Raw genomic sequence first — 20223 nt, forward strand, 5'->3', positions numbered from 1 at the left:
GTACCCGTGTAGGAGGAAAAAGAGAAGGAACGGTAACTAGTCGAGGCGACTAGTACCCGTTAAAGAGAAAAAAGTTTACCAGCGGTAACTAGTCATAGTAGAAGGGATAATTAAGGTAAACCTAGAAATCTAAGTTAATAAAAAAATGATAACTTATCATAGAAACAAGGAGTGCTTTTAGGTGTTAAACATCGAAATAAGAAGACCGAGAAAAGAGGAAACAAATGAGTTATATCAGTTTTTTGAAAAAGTCATAATTGATACATTTACTAAAGAAGGTATTGGAGAGAAATTCGAGGACATTGAGGCTGAAATTGATAGTAAGAAAAAATACTTAGTAAGTGATTTTACTAGCAAGGGTGCAAATCGATATTTTTTGATTGCATGGCATTCCGACAAAATTGTCGGCTCCATCGAATACGGTCCAGCTAGCGACCTCATATGTAAATGTACAAAGGATGCTTTTAACGAGCTCCCCGAAGTGGGGACTGTATTTGTCCTTCCAGAGTATCAAAGAATAGGAATTGGAAGACTATTATTGAATTATATGTATACCACATTACAACATAGAGGAATAGAAGAATTTTGTTTAGATAGCGGGTATGCCCGTGCGCAACAAATCTGGAAAAAGAAATTTGGAGAACCTGATTACTTGTTAAAAGATTATTGGGGCGAAGGGTTTGACCACATGATTTGGAAAATTAAAATCAGCGAAGTGACCCAAAGAATCAACTAATTTTCAATAATAAAAAAAACAACTCCAATTTGAAGTTGTTTTTTTATCTGTTCATTTTATATTGCTAGTTTCATATCTTTTTTATCATTATTCTTCGCTGTGTTTTTAAGTTGCGATTGCAATTCAGCTAAGTCAAGTTGATCCTTTTCTTTGAGTCCATCAATAATAACCGTTGTTGCATAGATACACACTAAAAATAAACCAATGGTAATTAACCAAGCTACTATCATTTTAAATCCCCCTTAGAATTAACTTAAAATTAGTTTAATTGATTTTAAATCAAGTAAATGTGACATACATCACGAAAAAGGGAAATTGATTTTATAGATTGTGAACATTTTTTGTATTTTAAAAGTGAATACAGTGAAAACTGAATTTTTAGGAGGAGAACCCTTGGACGTAAAACAAAAAGAGATCAAACTAGTGATTGGTGCAGGTGAATAAAATAATAATCCTGGTTGGCTTCATACCCAGGAAGGGGAACTCAATTTAGTAGATGAAACTACTTGGAAAACTAGGTTTAGTCCCACTTCTATAACAGCCATTTTAGCTGAACACGTATGGGAACATCTTTCATCCAGGTCCTCCTACTTTTACGATGTTTTGATAACTTTCATCTGGAAAAAATGCATCTGGAACCGCACACCGTATGTATCCAGATGGCTTTAGAAATCTATAACAAAGCTTTGCCGCTTCTACTCCCTCTTCAACCAAAGGACCATCCAGCAGCAAGCCATAAAATTGTTCATAATTATAAAACCATGACGAAAATGTTCCAAACAGCTGGATTTGAAGTTCATTTACTGGAGTATTGTGATGAAAAAGGAGAATTTCATTCCAATGAATGGGACGAAACAAAAGGTGTAATCTTTCGGTCAAAAAAATATGATTCAAGAAATCAAGGGGATAAGCTTACCTTCCCATCCTTAATTATAGACGCAATAAAATACTAAAATGGGGAACAGTCCCTCACTGCTTTAAAGCAGTGAGGGACTGTCCCCATTATTATGTGTAATTCTGTTAATACTGGAACAAAATAAAACGGATAAGAATTGAGGTTCGTTCAACTGGAGGTACATCATGACATACATCAGAAAAATCGTTGTAGCATCATTATTAGTTCTTGTGGTATTGAATGGGATGGTCATCATGAAGGGGAACTCTGCGGAGGTCTACCCACCACAAATTGAAGGGGAGTATGGCGTCACAATAGATGCCAAGACTGGAGAGATTCTTTACGACAAAAATGCTCATTCTAAAGCGTATCCTGCAAGTATGACAAAAGTCTTAACTGCCACTATTTTAGATGAACGAATGAAGGATGGAGACTGGTTAACGGTTAGTCCGCATGCAGCAAATCAAGAATGTCTCTGTTTGGGTCTTCGAGCAGGTGAGAGGATGACGAAACAGGATGCAATGAAAGCTTTGTTATTACTGAGTGCGAATGACGTCGCGGTTGTTATTGCTGAAAACGTCGCAGGAAGTGAGAAAGGTTTCGCAGATCTCATGAACCAAAAAGTGCAACAATGGAATCTCAAAGACACACATTTTGTCACCTCTAACGGTCTTCATCATCCTAACCATTTTACAACGCCCTATGACATGGCGATCATTACCAAAGAAGCGATTAAACACCCGATGGTACTCAAAGTCATGTCGACACAAACCACTGACATTAAAACGAGCAGACAAGAAAAAATCATCCGGAATTTAGTCAATATTGGTGCTATGCCTAACGTAGTCGCGGGTAAACCTGGATTTACAAGTGCCGCTCAACATACACTAGTGGAATATTTAAAAAAGGGAGACAAGGAAATTATCTCGGTAGTCATGAGGTCAAAAAACAAAAGATCAAAATACAATGATATACAAACGATGGCAAACTATTCATTTAATCAAATAGAAAATTTAACTCACTACCAATAATAAAGAAGCGTTTCTGTTCAAAGAGCAGAAACGCTTTTTTGCTTGTTCCTTTGTGTATTTTTTAGGTATGACCCTCTTTTAGGGAGTCATAATATGGTAATATGATTTTATCGTTCATAGAAACATTGATTTAAATAGATAAGAGGTTGTTAAAGGAAGTGTGAGTATTGTCAAAACAAATAATGTCCAAGGATGTTTTAAATAGTTTACTACCTGACTGCGATAACTGTTTTGGTTTATGTTGCGTTGCGTTACCCTATGCCAAATCGGCTGATTTTGCCTTTGACAAGGATGGGGGGACACCTTGTAAAAACTTGCAGCGTGATTATCGTTGCAGCATACATAGTAATTTACGAAACAAGGGATTTAAAGGGTGTACAGTATTTGAGTGCTTTGGTGCGGGTCAGAAAGTATCCCAAGTCACGTTTAATGGCAAGGATTGGCGTGGAAATCCAGAGGTAGCAAAAGAAATGTTTGATGTGTTTCCTCTCATGCAGCAGCTCCATGAAATGCTGATTTACCTAAATGAGGCACTGGGCATAGAAGAAACTCGTCCAATTTATGAGGAATTAAAACAAGCAATAGAGGATACCGAACGCCTAACCAATCTTAGTCCAAACGAAATCTTAGTCCTTGATATACCGAGCCATAGAGCGGTGGTAAATAACTTGTTGCTTCAAACAAGTGAATTTGTGCGAGCAAAAGTGAAAAAAGAAAAAAATCAATCTAGCAAGTTTAAAAAGGGAATCGGTTTAATCGGTGCCAATTTAAGCGGGAGAGATCTTATAGCAAGTAATTTTAGAGGAGCACTTCTAATTGCTACTAATCTAGGAAAAGCTGATATGAGATTTTCTGACTTTATTGGTGCAGATTTGAGGGATGCAGACCTCCGAGGGGCAAATTTACAAGGAAGTATATTCCTGACCCAAGCACAAGTGAATGCGGCGAAAGGTGATCAAGATACTAAGTTACCTACTACCTTAACCGTTCCTAAGCATTGGTTATGAGAGAAGAAAAAAATGAATAACAATATCTGTATGTCAACTTTTAAAAGTTATTGACTGTTTGATTGAAATCATTCAATAAGTCCTTGTTATACAAAGTAATCGTTTGGAAAATATTTAAAAACCTAATCATTTTTTCCTTATGAAAATTAAAGTGATATACTCTAAAGTAAAATATTCATGGAGGTGATACACATCATGAATACAGCAAAAGAACGCTTGCTTAAGATTATTGAAGAAATACCTGACAATGAAGTAATAAAGATTTTAGATTTTGTTGAGTATTTAAAAGCCAAAAAAGAAAAAAATTTAACTAAGGATTTAACAAAGGCTAGCGAAAGTAGTCTCGATTTTTGGGAGAATGAAATAGATGATGAGGTTTGGAATAATGTATAGTCAGTGTGACATTGTTTTAATACCGGTACCATTTAGTGATTTATCCCCTAAAAAACAACGTCCAGTATTAATAATTTCAAAGAACCATTACAATAATTTAACAGAAGATATTGTTGTTGTAGCAATTACATCACAATTAAAAGACCTTGATTATTCTGTAATATTGGATACAGAAGATTTAACTGAAGGAGTACTAAAAGTAACCTCAGCAATAAGGGCAGACAAAGTGTATTCTCTCTCAAAAAATTTAATCGCTAAGAAGTTTGGACATGTAAAACAAGAAGTATTAGAAAATGTACGTTTAAAAATTAATGCCCTTATATAATTAGTCCTTCTAAATTTGGGGAGGCTTTTTTCTTTTGGTTTTAATAGTAATTAAATAATCCTTGAATAAATGAAACTTTTATAATTTTGATACGTAAAATGAAATAAGGAAAATTTTTCTTGCGAAGAGGGGAGAAGAAAAAATGGGTCTATATGCGACTTTAGGAATTATTGGTGCATACTTCTTGTTATCGCTCATTCTCTTACCCGTTCAATATAAGTACGTTAAACATCTAAAAGAAGAGGAGCAGAAACGTAAGGAAATTGGTCTCAGCCAAGGAGAATATTACGATAAAATGAGTTTCGAAAATCAAGAACTGCATTATAATGCACAAGGAAATATTTTATTTATTGGCGCAAACTTATTAGCTACACTTCTGTATAAATGGAATCATAAAAGGTTGAAATACTAAGTGCCTCATTCAAATGGAATGAGGCATTTTTTCTGTTTTATACAGTGATGATCACTTTCCCTTGCGCATGCCCTTCTGCAAAATACTTGAAGGCTTCTTTCACTTCACTTATTTTATAACATCGATCAATCACAGGCTTTACTTTTCCATCTTCAATAAGTTCCTTCAAATAAATCAGGTCTTTTTGGTTAGCTCTTTGTAAAAAGGTACCCATTTTCTTTTTTTCAGTCAGAGAAATCCAAGGACCCAAGGCCATCGCTTGGAACATTTGAGAGCCGGAACCTCCAACATGAACAAAAATACCGTTTGGATTTAAGAGCCGTTTATAATCTGAAATGGAGTGGTGTCCGTTAACACCCACGATCAGGTCATACGTCTTCGTCTTTTTCGTAAAATCCTCTTTAGAGTAGTCAATGGCATCGTCAGCCCCGAGTGATTGTAAAATATCTATGTTTCTAGTACTACAAACCCCAGTCACCTCAGCTCCGAATGCCTTGGCGATCTGAACGGCAAAAGTCCCCACACCACCAGAGGCACCATTGATCAACACCTTTTGGCCCGATTGGATCTTGCCTTTATCCCGTAGCCCCTGTAAAGCAGTGACTCCTGCCATTGGAACAGCTGCAGCTTCCTCAAATGATAGATTCGCTGGTTTTAATGCTAAGGCACTTTCGGGAACAGCGACATATTCCGCAAAGCCACCCCAACCACATCCGGATAGGTCTCCAAATACCTCATCACCTGGTTGAAAAAGCGTAACATCCTTCCCAACGGCTTCCACACGACCTGCGATGTCACCTCCGGGTATACGGTATTTAGGTTTTGTAAGTCCGAAAGCAAAACGGGCTAAGAAGGGCTCTCCCTTTAAAAGTACCATGTTACCAAAATTCAAGGATGCTGCATGAACTTTTACTAGTACTTGATTGTCTTTAGGTACCGGTTTATCTACTTCTATTAATTGAAGCACTTCAGGTGGACCATATTTGTTGGTAACGACCGCTTTCATGTTAAAACCTCCTATTCTATTATAAAACTAATTCTTTATACACATTATCTAGTGCAAATTTCTCAAAAAACTCTAATTTAATCTTATTCCAATTAAGTGACATTCAAGAACAAAATCAATTGTCCTTTTACGAATAAAAGGAAATACATCTTTCATGGAGAAAAATATAAAAGAGTAAACAAAATCGGAGGTGTCATGTGAATTACAAAATTGATGATTTAATTATACGGCCAATTATTGAACCGGATTTGCCCAAGCTATGGGAGTTGATTTATAAAGAGGAAGAACCTGAATGGAAAAAGTGGGACGCTCCTTATTTTGACCATAAACATATGCCTTATGATGAATATTTAAGTCAAAAAGAGGCTATTGTCGAACAAGATGACCGATGGGTTATAGAAGTGGCTGGCGAGATAATCGGCACACTAGGTTATTATTGGGAGCATAAACCTTCTAATTGGCTAGAGATGGGGATAGTTATTTACAATCCAAGATATTGGAGTGGCGGGTATGGTACACAAGCTCTTCGACTTTTAATTAATCACTTATTTAATACCTTACCATTGGTTCGAGTAGGTTATACCACTTGGTCGGGAAATAAACGAATGATTAAGGCGGGGGAAAAGCTGGGGATGACCATGGAAGCAAGGATCAGAAAGGTCCGTTATTATAATGGAACATACTATGATTCTATCAGAATGGGACTTTTACGAGAAGAGTGGGAAGCGAATGAAGTATTTAAATTAGAGACTTTCAATAATAAGAAAAGAGCGGATTCGCTGATAAAATCGCAAATTCGCTGATAAAAACTGAGATTCGCTGATAATTCGTAAACCTCGCATAAAAAATGTAATTTTACACAAAAAATCGATATTTGGATGGGTGTTCTTGCGGAACATTATATTGTGGGATTCGATAATAGATGTGGTAGGATAAGAATATTGAAATAATTCTTGAAAATAAAATGGAGGCAACGAAATGTACAGCTTTAAGAACGACTATAGCGAAGGCGCACATCCTAGAATCTTGAATGCATTACTTGAATCCAACCTCGTCCAAGCGGATGGCTATGGAGAAGACCATTTTACACAACAGGCCATAGAGTTAATGAAAGAAAAAATGGGACGTACGGATGTTGATATCCACCTTCTTTCAGGCGGGACACAAACAAATCTAACTGCTATTTCTGCATTCTTAAGACCACATGAGGCGGCAATGGCCGTTAGTTCCGGACATATCTTAGGACATGAAACGGGTGCGATTGAGGCAACTGGTCACAAAATCATATCTATTGAGGGTGTAGATGGAAAACTGACCCCCGATCATGTGAAGACTGTATTAGAAGGTCATCCAGACGAGCACATGGTAAAGCCAAAGCTGGTTTACATATCGAATTCTACTGAAATCGGGTCTATTTATACGAAAAGCGAACTGGAGCAGTTACGAGATTTCTGCAGTGAGAACAATCTCATTTTATATATGGATGGTGCGAGATTAGGGTCTGCGCTATGCTCTGATGAAAATGACCTGAAATTGAGCGATCTCCCTGGACTTGTTGATGCTTTTTATATTGGCGGAACAAAGAACGGAGCTCTTATAGGAGAGGCGCTAGTCATATGCCGTGATTCTCTCAAAGAGGATTTCCGCTATCATATTAAGCAAAAAGGGGCACTTCTTGCTAAAGGAAGATTGATGGGTATTCAGTTCCTTGAACTATTCCGGGATAATCTGTTTTTTGACTTGGCTATGCATGCAAATAAGCTGGCAGGTAGGCTTAGAGATGAAATAAGTAAGGCAGATGTTCCGTTTTTAATCCATTCTCCATCGAATCAAATTTTCCCTATACTCCCGAATTCAGTCATTGCTGAATTAGAAAAGAAGTATGCTTTTCATGTGTGGGAAAAGGTCGATGAGAAGCATTCTGCCATTCGCTTGGTTACTTCCTGGGCAACACAAGAGGATCAGGTAGATGCGTTTATTGAGGATTTTAAGATGTTAGTTAACTCATAAAAATTTTATTGGCACTATAGAACTGTTAATTAAGAGGACAGTTCTATAGTGTATTTTTTTATTTTGAGGTGATGGAGGAAGGATGAAGGACATTTCGTCGGAAGATGTGAATCGTTTTGTCTTTCATAGCCTAGATGAAGGACATTTCAAAGGCTCAGATAAAAGATTTTGTCTTTCATTCCCAATAAGAGTAGCCCCAAGCCTCCTATTTATTAAATTTATTAATCGCTACCTAGACCTAAATCATGCAAATATTGTAAAATAAAAATATTAAGATAATTTGTCGGAAATTGTACAGAACAAGTTCGGTTGTAAATATACCTAACGAAGGTTCATGCCAATGGAATGGAGCACAAGCGATGTTAAAGGAACAAACGAGGTATTCTCGACTTGCAAACATAACAAAATTAATAAATACCAAGCTCGAATTACGAGATGTATTGGAGCAAGTAACAACAGCCATCTCGGAGGAAATCGTTCAATGTGATGCGGTTGGTATTTATTTGCCACAAGAGGATGGAACCTTTAGAGGATATGTTGGTAAACCAGAGTTCATCAACGACTGGTCATTAGATATGCATGTGATTGATACAGAAATCGATCTACTAGCAAAAGAAGTCATTGAAACTCAAAAATCCATCTACATACCCGATACCTTAAAGGATCATCGCCCGGATCCTAATGCGGTAAAAGCATTCAAAATTAACTCGTTGTTAGTGCTTCCTATTTCTTTTGAACAGGAGTTATATGGTCTCGTTTTCCTGTTTGATGTGGGGATACCCATGAATTTAACAGATTCAGAGATTCAAACCGTGGAGGCCTATGTAAATATGGCAGCCGTGGCCATTCGAAATGCGCTTAATTTAGCTGAAAAAGAAAAGCTGATTTCTGAAAAGCAACTATTACTCGATGTCACGCGCGATCTCTCCATGTGTTTGTCCATGGAAGAAAGCTTGGAGACCTGTTTCCGCTACTTAAAAAGGGTTTTGAATAACGACCATATCGGGGTCCACCTAAGAGGTACGACAGTTGATGGAACAATAAGGCAAGGGAAGGCAAGTAACAGGACTGAGGTAAGCTGGGAAAAGACCTTCGAGAAAATGGGTCCCTGTAGTGATCAAGTACTTGAGACGGTAATGAAAACAAAAAATGCTATCCTAATCCCTGATGCACCGGCTGATGAAAGACTAAACCAAGAGATTTGCCGGCAGTTTTCCATAAGAGGACTGTTTATGATTCCACTTGTTTCAATGAGTGAGGTGCTAGGGATTATCGGTGTGGCTCATACCGGAAATAATCCTCTAGTTTACACAGAATCACAACTCCAACTGGCTCAATCGATCGTAGATGCTACAGCTTCCACATTCTCAAGCCTTCTATATATGAATAAGCTCGAGAACATGGTCGAAGCACAGAATAGAGAACTAGCAATTGCTAATGAAAGAAATCATAATGTATTAGAAAGTATTACAGATGGTTTCATCGTATTAAGCAAAGAATGGAAATATATTTATATCAATAAATATCAACATCTCCCATTAAATAAAACAGCTGAGGATATTTTAGGTAAGGTTATTTGGGAGGAATTCCCTAGATATATGAATACAGACTTCTACAGGGAGTTTCATAGAGTAATGTCAGATCGCTTACCGGCTCATTTTGAAACACGTGCAGTCTATACAGATAAATGGTTTGACGTGGTAGTCTACCCGTATGGTGATGGGATCTGTAGTTTGATTAAGGACATTACTGAGAAAAAGAGATACGAGAGGGAGTTTAAACGATTATCTGGGCTCGATTTAATTGGGCAAATGGCAGCGGGAATCAGTCATGAGATTCGAAACCCAATGACAACCGTCCGAGGCTTCTTGCAGATTTTACAAAAAGAAGATAAATTTGAACGCTATCAGCAGTACTTACATATCATGATTGATGAACTGGACCGTGCGAACAATATCATTTCAGAATTCCTGTCGATGAGTAATACCAGGTCGTCCGATTTACAGAAGTTAAACCTGAATACGATCCTTCATGATATGACCCCATTAATCCAAGTGGATGCATTCAACCAAAATAAATATGTGGAGATTGATACGAAGGACATATCGGATTTATTGTTAAATCGGAATGAAACCCGGCAGCTAATAATTAATCTCTATCGTAATGGGTTGGAGGCTATGATGGAAGGCAAGGTACTCACGATTAAAACCTATATGGAAGATAATTGTGTTGTTTTAGCCATTCAGGATCAAGGCGAAGGGATTAAGCCAGAAGTATTGGAAAAATTGGGTACACCGTTTTTCACGACAAAGGAAAAGGGAACGGGTCTAGGATTAGGGGTTTGCTATGCTATTGCAGCCCGTCATCAGGCAAAGATCGATATTCAGACTGGACCAGAGGGGACTACAATTTTTGTTAGGTACAAAGAGTAAAATTGAAGGGAACTTTCTTTTTTATAAAGGTTTATTGAGTAGTACTATTTGTAAAAAGGCAGTGATAGATGTGGTAATTCAATCAAATATGTCCCCAAAAGCCATTATTCAAGTTTGGGAAAATACAGTAGATACATTTGAAAAATACAACGTTCCAATCTCCAATAAAACATTGGAGAAACTGATAAACGAGTCTGTTCTTCCAGAGTTACTATTGGAATTAAACTCTATTGTAGGAAGTTCAAGTGCGACTTGTATAGTAGGCGGTTGACAAATGCCATCAAAGAAGGAGTAGGCTACTCCTTAAGACCTTAAATAAATGTTAAAAGAGCACCGAAAAACGGTAACGCGTTCCGTTTCCTATCACAAACATTAAAAATGAAAGTTAAAATGAGTGCCAATTTGCATATGAAATTGACACTCATTTTTTATTGGTTTAGTAAAGTGCACCCCAAATTGTAGGGGTACAATGCCTGTTGTGCCCCTATAAATTCACACTCAATTTGATATACAAATGGGTCTTAAAAAAATGTTTATGAAGCACATTATAATTGGATATATATGTTAAGATGAAATAATGTTTGTGAAAAAATGTACTCACACTAACGTAAGCAGGATAGTGGAAGAACAGATACCAATAATCGCTATAATAAAAAGAAAGATATTTACCTTAATTTAGGTATAATGAAATATATAAATAAACAGTACATCGGAGAATTTTAATGAAATTAATAAATACTTTTTTTGAACCTGTTTCTAATCTTTCAAAAAAGCAAAAAATATTGCGGTTGTTTTTCATTCTTATTTTATTTACTGAAATAATCACTCGTATTTTAAATATTGATTCAATGCTTGTTCAAAAAATTATTGATTCTCTAATGGGTTTATGCTTAATTGCATTCGTCTTGGAAATGTTGTTTTTAAAGAAAAAAAAGTAATAATAGCTAGTTCGGTTATTTAGCTAACGGGGGCTTATGTGAAAGATGGGGTTGCTACGGCGAGCCCTTTTTGTTTTTGAACTATCGGTTCAGTTTAGTTCAATAAGAAAATGTTAAAATAAAGAAAAAAGTAGTGGGGATGGACGAAATGAACACCATTTTAGAAAAGTTCTTGGATTTAAAAGAAATACTAAATTCTTTCAATGGACTCGAAAAAAAATATAATTGGTTACTAACTGATTTGGATTGGTATTACCCTGAAAATTACTTAGATTACTTTGAAGATTACCGAATTTGTGAAGAGGGTAATGACCGACTTAATAACTATTGGATTACGGGTGAAAACCTAGCCAGTCTGGCTAATAGCAAAGAAATTTATCTTATATGGGGTGTTTTTTCAGCATTTAATAAAAAAGAGACAATCAATTTAGATGATATTAAAGAAGAACCATATGCTGATGGTAATCCAAATTTTTGGGTTGGAAAGCCTAAAATCCAACATCCAAAGGCAGATGTTGAACTAGTTTTTTGGGACTCCTCATTGATTCTACTTCTTAGTAAAGATGATGCCTTCTCTAAAAATTTTCGAAACACTTTTCAAGGTTGGAAAGATTTAAATTCCTACAATCTGTCATAAACCTTCTTCAGCTAACGGGTGCATTGTCCAAGTAGGATTGACGCTTCTTTTTGTTGAAATTTATTGTATTAACGGGGCGACTATGAAAGAAGATAGTAAGAAATTTTACAAAATTAATTACTCGTATCGTGTAATATTCATCGATTTTAAAGACAGGAAACAACATATAAATCAGTAGAAAAGAATTAAGGGGGTATTTTTGTGAACAAACCCAAATTCAAAATAACTCAGTTTAATCCTTCGTATGCTGAACAGACAGTGGAAATGTGGCGGGATAGTAAAGAACGGGCTATTGGCCAGACAGAAATTCATAGCTTTGAAAATCATTTAAATTTTTTAAATCATATATTACCTGAACAGTATGAAATAGATTTAGCATTAATTGATGACAAAGTAGTTGGAATGATTGCCTATGATGAAAAGGAGATAAGTCAACTTTATATTCAAATTGATTATCAAGGAATCGGTATAGGTCAAACATTACTAGACAAGGCAAAAGAACAATCAAGTGGGAGATTAACATTATATACATTTGAAGTAAATGAAAACGCACAAAGATTTTATAAAAAGAATGGATTTAAAATCATTGGTAGAGGGCACGAAAATGAAGAAAATTTACCTGATATTCAATATGAATGGATATCTAAATAAATAACACAAATAGAGACTGTAAATATATAAAAGTTTAAGGAAAAGCGATTGTTTAACCGATATAAGTCGGTTCTTTTGCTGGTATTGAAACACCCACCCAAGATTGTGAAGTTATGCACTTAAATTAACGGGTAGCATTACTTCAACACTAGGGTAATGCCATTTTCTTATTCAAATAACGAAGCAGTTTAATGGTATAAGGAATTTTACCATTTGTTGGAGTTAAGATTAAAATTATTTCACCCTTAGCTTGGAATCCTTTTTAAATTATAATTTATACGTTTTTTGAAGTATTTTAGTAGTATAATAGATTGGTATTTCTACAGATATTTACAAAAAGGGGATCATTCATGAAGAAGTTAACCTACTTATTTATGGCGTTTTTATTAGTATTCCTTACGGCTTGTTCATCAAATGAAACAAATGGCAAAGAGGAACAGGGTGTAGCTGAGGCTAAAGCAAAGGCAGAAAAAACGACTAGTGAAAGCGCAGTCAGTCCAAGCGTTCCTGCCACTAGCACACCAACGATAACAAGTGTTAATGGTGACTTTGACTACAGTAAATATACACTAATTGTAGTAGATGGTGGAGATATGTCAGGATATAGAAAGCCGAATGTCAGAGTTGATGTCGGGTTTGGCGACAGGGAATATTGGGCTTTTACAAATGAATATGGACAGCTAATTCGAGTTGAGGCGAAAAATATAACACTTCAAAATCCGAACACTGAACATGTTTTGTCATCAGGTAGATATTACTCAGATGAAGCAAATGTTCCTGGTACAGAGAGCCCAACCTTGGATAAGGGGCATGTGATTGCTGACTCACTTGGGGGAGTATCTAACGCATATAACATTTCACCTCAGGACAGCATTCTCAATAGGCACGGCGATCAAGCTTATATGGAAAAAGTGATTCGAGATGCAGGAGGTTGTACTGATTTCGTAGCAGTGATTCAATATTCAAATACTCAGACTCAAATTCCTAACCATTATAAATTCACATACAAAATTCAGGGCAGATCCATTACAGATGAATTTGACAATGTAAACCCAGATGAAGTGAACAAAAATTTAGGGAAAACGACAGGTACGAGCAGTACGCCACCGAAAACAGACAATGTACCTGCAAACGAAACGGAAAATAGAAACGAAGATGTTAGTAAAGTGGATACCAATCATAACGGAATTGTTACGATCGCTGAAGCAAAAGCTGCTGGCTTTAAGATGCCAATTACGCGCGATTCATGGCTCTATAAATATATGGATGATCGAGATGGTGATGGCTTAGTAGGTGAATAAATGGGGTTATGACTCCCATGCGATTATGGACTATTTAAAAGTAGCGGGGCAGGATGATTCGATAAGGATTAATAAATAAACTGTATTGTCCCTGAAGTAAGGGATGGTTTTTCGTGGAGCTTTAGAAGCTAATTCGTTTCATTAATAAATTAGAAGAAAGTAATAGGTGCAAGAATTAAAGATTGGAGCTGCCATATCGGTGGCTTTTTCTTTTTCGACTAACGGGCAGGATAGCTGAAGAAGGATTCTTTGTTCGGAGGTCGAATATCAGAAAGGTATTTACTTTTATGGAACGATATTAAGGGAGATCTTTATGAGTTACAAAATTGTTTTTTTCGATGTTGATGGGACTATTACAAATCACAAAGATGGCAGTATTCCTATATCTACAATTGAAGCTATAAGAACTTTGAAATGTAGAGGGCTAAAAGTTGTGGCTGCAACAGGAAGGCCTCTTTCAATGTGTAATGAGCTGCAAGAATTAGGTATAGAAACATTTATAACAGCAAATGGTGGATACGTGAAGCACATTCAGGAAGTTATACATAAAGTACCAATGAATAAAAGTATTATTGAAGAAGTTATGGAATTTGCAAAATTAGAGAATAACGGTTTGTCATTCTACACGGAAGGATTCAGTATGAATGGAGTAACAGAGGAGGAAATCTTAACAGCTTTAAAGGAAACTTTGTCTCTAGACGAGTATCCTGAAACTAATCCCCTAATTCATAATGAAGATATATTTTTATTGTGTTTGTTTGCAAATGATGGAACAGTTGAGAAGTATAAACTAAAGTTTCCGCATCTAACGTTCAAAAGATGGCATCCTTATGTGTTAAATGTTTTGCACGAGGAAGTTTCAAAGTCTTTAGCTATAATGAAAACACTAGATTTCTTTGGTATCGATAAATCGGAGGCTATCGCATTTGGTGACGGCGAAAATGATATTGATATGTTGGAATTAGTAGGGCTAGGTATAGCAATGGGGAATGGCAACGAAAAATTGAAAACTATTGCAGATTTTGTTACTAAACCATCAAGTGAAGATGGAATTGATTACGCATTAAAAAAGTATGGAATTATTTAAACTGTAAATACCTCGTTCGGGCAGCGATTCTTTCAACAAAGAATATCGCTGTTTTTCTTATTGAACAAACGGGCAGGTTAGTTTTTAAAAAAACCAATAATTGGACAAATCAAAAGACAGATTATAAAAATTTTCTCGGTATAATGGATTATATAAATTAGAGGTAAATAGGAGAATTTTTATGAAGTTAACTACTTTTTTTGAACCTGTTTCTAATCTTTCTAAAAAGCAAAAAATATTACGATTGTTTTTCTTTCTTATTTTATTTACTGATATTATCACTCGTATTTTAAAAATTGATTCAATTTTCATTCAAAATATTATTGATTCAGTATTGGGATTATGCCTAATTGCTTTCATCTTTGAAATGTTGTTATTAACTAGTTTGAGTTATTAAGCGAACGGGGGCTTTAGTTGAAAAAGTGCTGGTATATGGTAAAAAGCAAACTCGCCTATTCTTAGGCGAGTTTGCTTTTTTATATTCCATTTTTGATGGCAACTATTTTTAAGAATAGCACATCAAAACGGACCCTTTACTGTCAAAGGTAGGAGCTTTTACTTTTTGCTAGCTTCTTTTTCTATGTCTTTCGCTATTTTGATCCGTAATTCATCATACAAAGCGTCATGTTCAGTAACTTGTTGAAGGATAATAAGGGATTCTTTTTCTTCTCTCCATTCCTTCTCCGTGTAATGATTATATAGCTTTCGGGCGTCGTCACAATGCTTGCCGTTAACTCCCTGCCAAGAAGCGTAAAAGTAATTCTCACATTTATCGATGTACTCTCCTGCTTTAGCGATTCTGCCGTCGTGTATAATTTTTACACAGCCTTTAAGTCCCCATCCCAAAAGGAAAATCAAAGGAATAACGATAAAAATGAAATAGCGGATATTTTCATTCCTTTGCTTTTTCGCTTTCTCATTCAGGAATTCTTGAAGGAAGTCTCGTTCTCTGTACGGTACTTCATGTTTCCTTTCAAACTCAGTCTTAATCTTTTTTCTAAATATCATGATGACTTCCTTTGCTAGTACGTTCCTTATTTTTTCTCTAATTTCTCTTTTATTTGGTCGTATAGATAATCTTCCTCGGTTACATCACCCAATTCAATGAGTTGAACTTTCTCTTTTGCCCATTCTTTTTCAGTGTAATTGTTAACTAGCTTTCTAGCGTCATCACAATCTTTCCCGTTAACCCATTGCCAGAAGGCATAAGGATTCTCGCATTTATCGTTAAACTCTCCTGCTTTTTCCACTTTTGCTTCATGTGTAGCGTTGCCTATGCTATCTACAATCTTTAACAGTATAACTCCCACACAACAATAGCCATAAGTTTGAAAATGCTCCTTACCATTTCCTGGCGTTCCTTCTGTCGTTGTTCCCGCTCCGATTGGGTTTTAGGCAAAAGTTTCTTTTGTCTAGTTGCCATTCTGTCATCCTCTAAATTTATTCCAAAAGAAAGTATAGCATACAACCTGATGGTAGCGGGGGAATTTAGACAGGAAAAAAATGATGGAAACGGCGGAAAACGATTTGGTGTTAAAGTGTATCTACACTAAGGTGTGAATATGATAAACAACCCTTAATAACAGAAGAATGGAACTCTGTTTTTGAACAAAATTATGTTTTATCTTGTGAAACGTTTCCTCAAGAAGTCAAGGATCTATTTAATTCTCTTGGCATAGACCCTCGAAAACAAGGCGAAGTAAAAGAATACAAAGGAATGAAGATGGATCTCATATTTATGGTGGTTTTTATTTTATTGTAGGAAAGATTATAAGCGGAGCCGATTTTTGGGTACATACTGAGGAAGGTTCATCAAATTTTGAAACAATTAACGGTATCCAAATAGCTATTACTGATAAACTGGCAATGATCCCAGATGAGGATTTACAAAAACCTGTGATCCAATTAGAATTCCAGTTAAAAGTGCCTTGGTTATTGAACTCCCTCAGTAAGATACGATTATCTCTCAAATACTCACTTATTCGCAGGATTTCAAAACACTTAAAAGATTAAAGTGGAATGTATTGAATGAGTTTTAGACCATTTGGCTACATGAAGACATATTTAAATAGAGGAGGTAGTTATATCTCTAACAATTTCCATATAATGTACGCATTCTCCACGCCACCCTTGGAGGTTTTCACTCCCATGTCTAACGGGGGCGTTTGTTCAACAAGCTGCCAAAAATGGATATTAAAAAACGGCTCAGTATGTGAACTGAGCCGTTTTATTTTTTATTTGCAAAAACAGATACAAAAGGCAGTACAAATTAGGCTACACTTTCGATTGCATTTTCGAGTTTTGTGACAGGTAACGGAACCCGTTAGAAAAACGGTGCCCTTTTTTTACTAGATTTAAGTTGTTTTATCTGAGATTTTTCTTACAAAATCGGATGATTATTAGAATTTTTTATAAAAAATCCCAATAGGAGAACCCCTTATTGAATTCTCGTCACCTTTTGCATTATCTAATAGAGCCGTGAGGCAAAACGGCGTGCACACCTTTCGAACCGTTCACCACTTGTGTAATACGCAGGTCAACCGCGACACTAGCCAAGGCCATAGCCTCTACTTTTTCAATACCATAAAACTCTTGGATAAGCTCAACCATATCATTCAAGGCAGTAGCTGCGGCCACATTCAAATCTTCGTCAAAACCAAAGGTAATCCAGCCTGTTGGAGTCTTTGCTCGAGGCATGGTTAACTCCAAATCATCTCTCACAATCAATGTCACATCGACTAAATCCATCGGACACTCGATCGCGGTGCCGGAAACCTCACCATCCCCCTGAAGGGCATGGCCATCCCCAATCGAAAATAATGCGCCATCTACGCCAATCGGCAAATACAGTGTGCTACCTTTGACTAATTCCTTGCAATCAATGTTTCCGCCGCAATAACGGGGAGGGGAGGTGACATGTACGCCTGGTTCGGAAGGAGCGACACCCATTAATCCAATGAAGGGCTGCAATCCAACATAAAATGGTTTACCGCCGATTTGGGCAGTCCCAGTCATTGTAGTTGCATTTAACTCCCAGTCCACCTGAATTCTTGGGGTTTCTGATAAGCCAACACTATCATTCTGCCAATTTTTGAATCCGCCAGCCCAATTGCGTCCATACCAACCTGGTACGACATCATTCAATTTCACCTCTAACACCATTCCAGGCTTTGCCCCACGAATAGCGATTGGACCCATCATTGGATGTCTTCGATCTTCTTCATTAACCGCTGATTGAAAAATGACTCTTTCTTCATTCTTAGAACTAGAATATCCCCATTCAATATCAGGAGTTTTTACTTGTAAGGTGTCACCAGAATCAATCGTTAAAATTGGTTGGTAGTCCTTGCTGAAGGATCCGTGTAGATTTGCGGATTTTAAGTCTAGTTTATGTATCATGGTGTTCACTCCTTTAATAGCTTAAATGACTAAAGAATGCTTCTGTACTATTTTATAATAACTAAAAACTTTTTGAAAAAACATAATTTTGCCCATTTTTCTATCAAGTAGTATTATTCATATTGGGAAAATTTTAAATTTTACGTATTTTTAACACTCTATCAATAGTAGTGTGGTAATTTTATGAGGACTACACAAAAAGGAGTGAAAAAAATGACACGTCAACGCTTTTCTATCTTTGCAATAATCCTTTTACTTTTCTCTTCAACGCTCTTTACTGAACCACCTTTTGCTTCAGCGGAGAATGCACTTGATCCTGCTCCACAGCTGCAGCCTGTTGGGACGGCAAATGGAAAGAAAATCTTATTTGATAATACACATGGGCAAACTGCTGGGGCAGCCGATTGGGTTTTGAATGGGGGATTCTCTGATTTTGCTAATGCCTTAGCAAACAAAGGCTATTATGCAAAAGAACTGCGAAAAACAACTCCAATTACCTATGAGGACTTGCAAGGCTATAATGTATTTATTATTGGAGAAGCCAATATACCTTACAAAAGTTCTGAACAGGCTGCCATGATCCAATATGTGCAGAATGGAGGAAGTATCTTTTTTATTGGAGACCATTATAACGCGGACCGCAACAAAAACCGCTGGGATGCATCAGAGGTCTTTAATGGGTATCGACGTGGTGCCTATTCCAATCCTGCAAAAGGAATGACCACAGAGGAGGCTTCGTCTGCAGCCATGCAGGGGGTAACAGGATCAGACTGGCTTTCAACCAACTTTGGAATCCGATTCCGATATAACGCGATTGGCGATGTAACAGCTAATGATATTGTAGCACCAAGTCAAGCATTCGGAATTACTATTGGTGTATCAACTGTTGCCATGCATGCGGGTTCTACATTAGCCATTACGGATTCAAACAAGGCAAAAGGTATTGTCTATCTTCCTTCAACAACTACGGCCTGGGGCAATGCTGTTGATCAAGGCGTGTATAATGGTGGGGGTAGAGCGGAGGGCCCTTATGCTGCGGTATCCAAGCTTGGATTAGGAAAAGCAGCTTTTATCGGTGATTCCTCACCAGTAGAGGATGCGACGCCTAAGTACCTTCGTGAGGAAACAGGTACAACGAAGACAACCTACGATGGGTTTAAGGAACAGAATGATGGTACTTTGTTGGTGAATATCATTGATTGGTTAGCCAAACAGGAAAGCTATACAGCATTGTCTCAAGTGAGTGGATTGCAGCTCGATCAGCCAACTTCCTTACTATCAATGGAAAATCCACAAACATCTACTGAGCCGGTTTCGGAACCGTGGGCAGCACCAGCAGCGGGCTATAAATGGTATGATACATCAACCTTTAAATCCGGGTCATACGGCTATGGCTCTGGCGGAACTGTTGGGACAACAGTATTAAATGAAAAGTTTGAGTCTGGAACTAAAACGGCATACTCTTCAGGAAATGTCACACTTGCAAGTGGTTCTTGGTACTTTAATAATGCTCTTATCGGTAATTTATCAACGGATAAGAAAACAGGGCTGCAGTCAGCACGTGTTCAAGCATCTGGATCCTTAACCATGAATTTTGACGTAAGTGGAGCAAAAAGTATAAAAATTTCCCATGCCAATTTTGGTAGCGATACAGGTGCAAGCTGGCAGCTGCAAATGTCCACAAATGGTGGCTCGACATGGACAAATATTGGGAGCTCAAATACAAGTACGTCTACACTAACTGTTATAACCTTCACGCTTAGTCAAACGGCTCCCGCCCGATTCCGAATTGTCGTTTCAGGGACATCAGGGAAAAGACTTAATTTCGATGATATTGAGATTAGTAATTAATACTCAGCTGGATTTAGCTAGATAGTATTAAGTCAGTAGAATATGAGTCAAATTTGAAATCAAAAGGAAACCTATTCATTAAAAAATTGAATGGGTTTCCTCATTTTTTATT

21 protein-coding genes and 3 pseudogenes are annotated in these 20223 nt (G+C 36.9%); 18 read left to right on the top strand and 6 right to left on the bottom strand.

All coding sequences use genetic code 11. From position 1 onward, the window contains the following. Positions 1-181 precede the first annotated feature (181 nt). Complete coding sequence (locus AC3A54_RS05260; RefSeq protein ID WP_487653604.1) at positions 182-736, top strand: GNAT family N-acetyltransferase; 555 nt, start codon at positions 182-184, stop codon at positions 734-736. Positions 737-792: 56 nt separating this feature from the next. On the opposite strand, the gene AC3A54_RS05265 is transcribed toward AC3A54_RS05260, so the two are convergent. After that, entirely contained in the window at positions 793-966 is a 174-nt protein-coding gene (locus AC3A54_RS05265) for a hypothetical protein (protein WP_487653605.1), read from the bottom strand. A gap of 163 nt (positions 967-1129) precedes the next feature. Between AC3A54_RS05265 and AC3A54_RS05270 the strand changes: the two are divergent. Further along, positions 1130-1313, top strand: a pseudogene (locus tag AC3A54_RS05270) (class I SAM-dependent methyltransferase); the annotation flags it as partial. Here the strand turns inward: AC3A54_RS05270 and AC3A54_RS05275 are convergent. Further along, positions 1313-1444: pseudogene (locus tag AC3A54_RS05275) on the bottom strand (class I SAM-dependent methyltransferase); the annotation flags it as partial. The pseudogenes AC3A54_RS05270 and AC3A54_RS05275 sit on opposite strands and share 1 nt — an antisense overlap. Between AC3A54_RS05275 and AC3A54_RS05280 the strand changes: the two are divergent. The 6 genes and pseudogenes from AC3A54_RS05280 to AC3A54_RS05305 all read left to right on the top strand — a co-directional run. After that, a pseudogene (locus tag AC3A54_RS05280) lies at positions 1444-1689 on the top strand (class I SAM-dependent methyltransferase); the annotation flags it as partial. The pseudogenes AC3A54_RS05275 and AC3A54_RS05280 sit on opposite strands and share 1 nt — an antisense overlap. A 127-nt stretch (positions 1690-1816) precedes the next feature. Beyond that, a complete protein-coding gene (locus tag AC3A54_RS05285; protein WP_487653606.1) occupies positions 1817-2662 on the top strand; it encodes a D-alanyl-D-alanine carboxypeptidase family protein in 846 nt (281 codons plus the stop codon). Between the two features lie 182 nt (positions 2663-2844). Further along, a complete protein-coding gene (locus AC3A54_RS05290) occupies positions 2845-3669 on the top strand; it encodes a pentapeptide repeat-containing protein (protein WP_487653785.1) in 825 nt (274 codons plus the stop codon). Positions 3670-3864: 195 nt separating this feature from the next. Further along, positions 3865-4062, top strand: coding sequence for a DUF2281 domain-containing protein (locus AC3A54_RS05295; protein ID WP_487653607.1), 198 nt, complete (start codon positions 3865-3867; stop codon positions 4060-4062). Next, positions 4037-4387 (top strand): type II toxin-antitoxin system PemK/MazF family toxin, encoded by a 351-nt coding sequence (locus tag AC3A54_RS05300; RefSeq protein WP_487653608.1) that lies wholly within the window; start codon positions 4037-4039, stop codon positions 4385-4387. The genes AC3A54_RS05295 and AC3A54_RS05300 overlap by 26 nt, the downstream gene beginning before the upstream one ends. Positions 4388-4529: 142 nt before the next feature. Then, entirely contained in the window at positions 4530-4799 is a 270-nt protein-coding gene (locus tag AC3A54_RS05305) for a DUF3949 domain-containing protein (RefSeq protein ID WP_487653609.1), read from the top strand. 37 nt (positions 4800-4836) lie between these two features. Here AC3A54_RS05305 and AC3A54_RS05310 read toward each other — a convergent pair whose 3' ends face one another. Continuing rightward, complete coding sequence (locus AC3A54_RS05310) at positions 4837-5805, bottom strand: NAD(P)-dependent alcohol dehydrogenase (RefSeq protein ID WP_487653610.1); 969 nt, start codon at positions 5803-5805, stop codon at positions 4837-4839. A gap of 197 nt (positions 5806-6002) precedes the next feature. Between AC3A54_RS05310 and AC3A54_RS05315 the strand changes: the two genes are divergently transcribed. The 9 genes from AC3A54_RS05315 to AC3A54_RS05355 all read left to right on the top strand — a co-directional run bounded on the left by AC3A54_RS05315 (position 6003) and on the right by AC3A54_RS05355 (position 15258). After that, entirely contained in the window at positions 6003-6608 is a 606-nt protein-coding gene (locus tag AC3A54_RS05315) for a GNAT family N-acetyltransferase (protein ID WP_487653611.1), read from the top strand. 175 nt (positions 6609-6783) lie between these two features. Beyond that, on the top strand, positions 6784-7815 hold the full coding sequence (locus AC3A54_RS05320) for a threonine aldolase family protein (RefSeq protein ID WP_487653612.1): 1032 nt from the start codon (positions 6784-6786) through the stop codon (positions 7813-7815). 359 nt (positions 7816-8174) lie between these two features. Then, on the top strand, positions 8175-10247 hold the full coding sequence (locus AC3A54_RS05325) for a GAF domain-containing protein (protein WP_487653613.1): 2073 nt from the start codon (positions 8175-8177) through the stop codon (positions 10245-10247). Next, a complete protein-coding gene (locus tag AC3A54_RS05330) occupies positions 10228-10518 on the top strand; it encodes a hypothetical protein (RefSeq protein ID WP_487653614.1) in 291 nt (96 codons plus the stop codon). The genes AC3A54_RS05325 and AC3A54_RS05330 overlap by 20 nt, the downstream gene beginning before the upstream one ends. A gap of 815 nt (positions 10519-11333) precedes the next feature. Continuing rightward, complete coding sequence (locus tag AC3A54_RS05335) at positions 11334-11822, top strand: hypothetical protein (RefSeq protein ID WP_487653615.1); 489 nt, start codon at positions 11334-11336, stop codon at positions 11820-11822. Positions 11823-12086: 264 nt separating this feature from the next. Beyond that, positions 12087-12473: a GNAT family N-acetyltransferase gene (locus AC3A54_RS05340; RefSeq protein ID WP_487653786.1), complete on the top strand. Its 387-nt coding sequence runs from the start codon at positions 12087-12089 to the stop codon at positions 12471-12473. 350 nt (positions 12474-12823) lie between these two features. Beyond that, positions 12824-13774 carry a DNA/RNA non-specific endonuclease gene (locus AC3A54_RS05345; RefSeq protein ID WP_487653616.1) on the top strand — a complete coding sequence of 317 codons (951 nt, stop codon included), beginning with the start codon at positions 12824-12826 and terminating at the stop codon, positions 13772-13774. Between the two features lie 313 nt (positions 13775-14087). After that, a complete protein-coding gene (locus AC3A54_RS05350) occupies positions 14088-14861 on the top strand; it encodes a Cof-type HAD-IIB family hydrolase (protein ID WP_487653617.1) in 774 nt (257 codons plus the stop codon). Positions 14862-15042: 181 nt separating this feature from the next. Continuing rightward, positions 15043-15258: a hypothetical protein gene (locus AC3A54_RS05355; RefSeq protein WP_487653618.1), complete on the top strand. Its 216-nt coding sequence runs from the start codon at positions 15043-15045 to the stop codon at positions 15256-15258. Between the two features lie 158 nt (positions 15259-15416). Here AC3A54_RS05355 and AC3A54_RS05360 read toward each other — a convergent pair whose 3' ends face one another. The 3 genes from AC3A54_RS05360 to AC3A54_RS05370 all read right to left on the bottom strand — a co-directional run bounded on the left by AC3A54_RS05360 (position 15417) and on the right by AC3A54_RS05370 (position 18260). After that, on the bottom strand, positions 15417-15869 hold the full coding sequence (locus AC3A54_RS05360; protein ID WP_487653619.1) for a hypothetical protein: 453 nt from the start codon (positions 15867-15869) through the stop codon (positions 15417-15419). Between the two features lie 26 nt (positions 15870-15895). Further along, complete coding sequence (locus tag AC3A54_RS05365; protein ID WP_487653620.1) at positions 15896-16171, bottom strand: hypothetical protein; 276 nt, start codon at positions 16169-16171, stop codon at positions 15896-15898. A gap of 1153 nt (positions 16172-17324) precedes the next feature. Beyond that, complete coding sequence (locus AC3A54_RS05370) at positions 17325-18260, bottom strand: acetamidase/formamidase family protein (RefSeq protein WP_487653621.1); 936 nt, start codon at positions 18258-18260, stop codon at positions 17325-17327. A 213-nt stretch (positions 18261-18473) separates the two neighbouring features. On the opposite strand from AC3A54_RS05370, the gene AC3A54_RS05375 reads away from it, so the two are divergent. Next, complete coding sequence (locus AC3A54_RS05375; protein WP_487653622.1) at positions 18474-20111, top strand: Ig domain protein group 2 domain protein; 1638 nt, start codon at positions 18474-18476, stop codon at positions 20109-20111. Positions 20112-20223: the final 112 nt, after the last annotated feature.

The sequence above is a fragment of the Neobacillus sp. Soil_C_43 genome (assembly GCF_057656715.1).